The sequence below is a fragment of the Anaerorhabdus sp. genome, assembly GCF_036637135.1.
Classification (GTDB): domain Bacteria; phylum Bacillota_I; class Bacilli_A; order Erysipelotrichales; family Erysipelotrichaceae; genus Anaerorhabdus.
Genome location: NZ_JAVWNC010000107.1, coordinates 1 through 3,013 on the forward strand (window position 1 = coordinate 1; position 3,013 = coordinate 3,013).

Below are 3,013 nucleotides of genomic sequence, written 5' to 3' on the forward strand. Positions count from 1 at the left end.
CATTGCTGTATTTGCTTAATAACACGGCAAGGATTACCAACCGCAATTGAATTTTCTGGTATGTCTCTAGTAACAACACTACCACTACCAATAACACTACCTTTACCAATTGTAATACCAGGTAAAATAATAACATTACCACCTAACCAACAATTGTCTTCAATGGTAATAGGGGAAGCTTGTTCAATCATGGCATTACGTTCCTCGGCCATGATTGGATGATATGCGGTATATATACCAACATTTGGCCCTATAAATACATGATTACCTATTTTAACCTTACAACAATCTAGAATTGTACAATGATGATTGATAAATACAGATTCACCCAATTCGATGTTATAGCCATAATCACAATAAAAAGGTGCTTCGATAGAGAGTGTTGTACTTATAGTATGGAATAAAGCTTGTAGTGTTTGAAGTTGTTGATCGCGTTTAGAAGGTAAAGTGTGATTAAAAGTAAAACACAGGTCTTTTGCATCATCACGATCTTTACATAACTCTGGAATTCCAGCGTCATAGGGTAAACCTTGTATCATTTTCTCTTTTTCGTTCATAAAATATCCTCGCAAAATGAATTATATCTTAAAAAGATACAATTTTCATTATCTGTTCACAAAAACAGAGTCATTTTAGAACAAATGTATGATAAAATGAAATTAACTTAATAGGAGGTTAACTATGAAACTTATATTAGCGATTGTTTCAAATGATGATAGCTCAAGCGTATCTTCAGCATTAACTAAAGAAAATTATTCAGTAACTCGTTTAGCAACGACAGGTGGATTCCTTCGTGCTGGAAATACAACAATTATTGTGGGTACTGAAAATGACAAAGTGGAAAAAGCTATCGAAATCATCGGAAACGAAAGTAAACGTCGTACTGAAATCGTGCCATCAACTGCATCTTATGATATCGGTAGATATGCATCTTTCCCAGTTGAAGTACAAGTGGGCGGAGCTACTATCTTCGTTGTTGACGTTGAACAATTTGTAAAACTATAAAAAAGGCTGTTACGTAATTTCTAAATGCAAATAAGCATTAGAAGCGTAACAGCTTCTTTTTTTTAATAATTAATAATGATTTCGTAGTGGAATAATAATTCGGGCTATAAATTCATCACTGCTATTCGTAAAACTTACCATTCCGTTATATGTTTTTATGGTAGATATAATGCTTCTTGTACCAATACCGCCATTGGGATTATTGGAAACAGGAATACCATTTCTAAATATAACAGGTGTAAATAAAGAGTTGCGTATCTCAAGTAAGATCTGATTTCTTTCTAATTCCATAGATAATTTGATATATGGGTTTTTATCAGGTTCTTTGCTACATTCATTCAAAGCGTTTTCTAATAGATTACCAAGTAAACTACCTATTTCAGGATCTTTCAATCCGAATTCTGAAGGAATGTTTACATGAGCGGAGAATGAGATGTTTTTATCATGTGCTCTATTTTCGTATATACGCAGAACGATATTCACTGTCGAATTATTACAAAACTTCTTCAATGCTGTTTCATTAAAAGTAATTAGATGTGATTGTAGATAACTCTTAGCTTCTTCGATGTTTCCTTCTTCTAATTTAGCGAGCAATACAGCATCATGATGTCTTAAGTCATGACGAGTTTGATAAGCATTATCTAGAAATGTCTTATATGAATTAATCTCAGATTGAAGTAATTCATTTTTTAACTCACCTTTTGACAAAAAATTAATGGTATATAAATTGTGATAAAGAAGATAAATGTAAATTAGATAACATAATTCAATTGCTAACATCATGAATGTGCAAAAGAAAGGGTGGTTAGCAAAGTTCTGCATAGGATATACAGGAATAAGATTCACAATTATAAAAATGAGAATAGAAAGTGCTAAATACGGAGCGACACTTCCTTGGATGAGATCCGCCATATATCGCAAAGGTTTTGCCCAGTAACGAATCGCAATGTAGTAGATGAGGGCACTAAAGATAAGTAATAAGACAAGTAACATTGGATAAGATAAGCCTAATACAGTACGAACCATATTCAATATTATAGAAAGAATAGTAGTTACACCGCTTTGAATAAGGTGTAGGAAAATCGTTTTTCCAATAGAATCAGTTGTGAAAATCAAAATCGAAAGATTACCAATGATTATAACGATTGAGGAAATATGTGTAAATTCACCATATCCCATAACATTGATAAGATATCCGGGAACAATTGCCATATATAAAATGAAAACTAAAAAACCAAGTACAACTCTTCCTTTGGTTTTATATCCTAAACCAAATGCACGAAAGGCAATAGAAAAAAGGGAAGGTATCATAAATTTTAGTAGGTAGATTGCTAAATCAAATATGGTCATAAGATATCCCCTTCATTCCTATTTACCTGGTAATATTGCTTTTATTATATAATGACAATGCGTGTTTATAAAGGTAAAAGTACGCCTTTATGGATATAGTAAATATAAATATTTTAACTAATTTATTTTCACGTAGAAAATGCGTTGTCTTACGTAATTTCAGCCGTTTCTAAAGGAAGAAATGATAAACTAAACCCAAATGAAAGTACTTTTATCGTGCTTTTATGTATATGGGGAGAAAATAAAATGAAAAAAAGAATACTAAAATTATTAGTTGTCACTTCTTTGTTATTTGGTGTAATGCCATCATCTTTAATTGCAGAAGAAGACAAAATGAATACAATTGAAGAAAAAGAACAATGTAGCCAACATATAGAACACACCGAAGGTGAAGACGGATGTGGTTATGTTCTTGATAATTCGTCCTGTACCCATGTGCACGATGAACAATGTGGATACATTGAAGAAGTAGTAGAGATACTATGTGATAAAAGTTGTGTTGATACTGATAATGATGGAATTATAGATCATGCAGAAGACTGCGCTTATCAAGCTGGTATTCTAGGTTCACCATGTACACATGTGCATGATGATTCATGTATCAATGAAAAACCATGTACTCATATTTGTTTAGAATGTTTGGAACAAACACAAAAAG

4 protein-coding genes are annotated in these 3,013 nt (G+C 32.2%); 2 read left to right on the forward strand and 2 right to left on the reverse strand.

Going from position 1 to position 3,013, the window contains the following annotated elements:
* The coding region (locus RR643_RS11465) for a sugar O-acetyltransferase (protein WP_332483299.1) at window positions 1-557 on the reverse strand (557 nt) is incomplete at its 3' end.
* A gap of 124 nt (window positions 558-681) precedes the next feature.
* Here RR643_RS11465 and RR643_RS11470 point away from each other — a divergent pair.
* The gene (locus RR643_RS11470; RefSeq protein ID WP_078711664.1) at window positions 682-1,005 is read left to right on the forward strand and encodes a cyclic-di-AMP receptor; all 324 of its coding nucleotides are present in this window, start codon (window positions 682-684) and stop codon (window positions 1,003-1,005) included.
* Between the two features lie 69 nt (window positions 1,006-1,074).
* Here the strand turns inward: RR643_RS11470 and RR643_RS11475 are convergent, their stop codons facing one another.
* Window positions 1,075-2,355, reverse strand: a complete 1,281-nt coding sequence (locus tag RR643_RS11475; protein ID WP_332483300.1) for a sensor histidine kinase — start codon at window positions 2,353-2,355, stop codon at window positions 1,075-1,077.
* A 246-nt stretch (window positions 2,356-2,601) separates the two neighbouring features.
* Between RR643_RS11475 and RR643_RS11480 the strand changes: the two genes are divergently transcribed.
* Window positions 2,602-3,013 (forward strand): hypothetical protein (locus RR643_RS11480; RefSeq protein ID WP_332483301.1); only part of this gene is annotated, 412 nt, incomplete at its 3' end.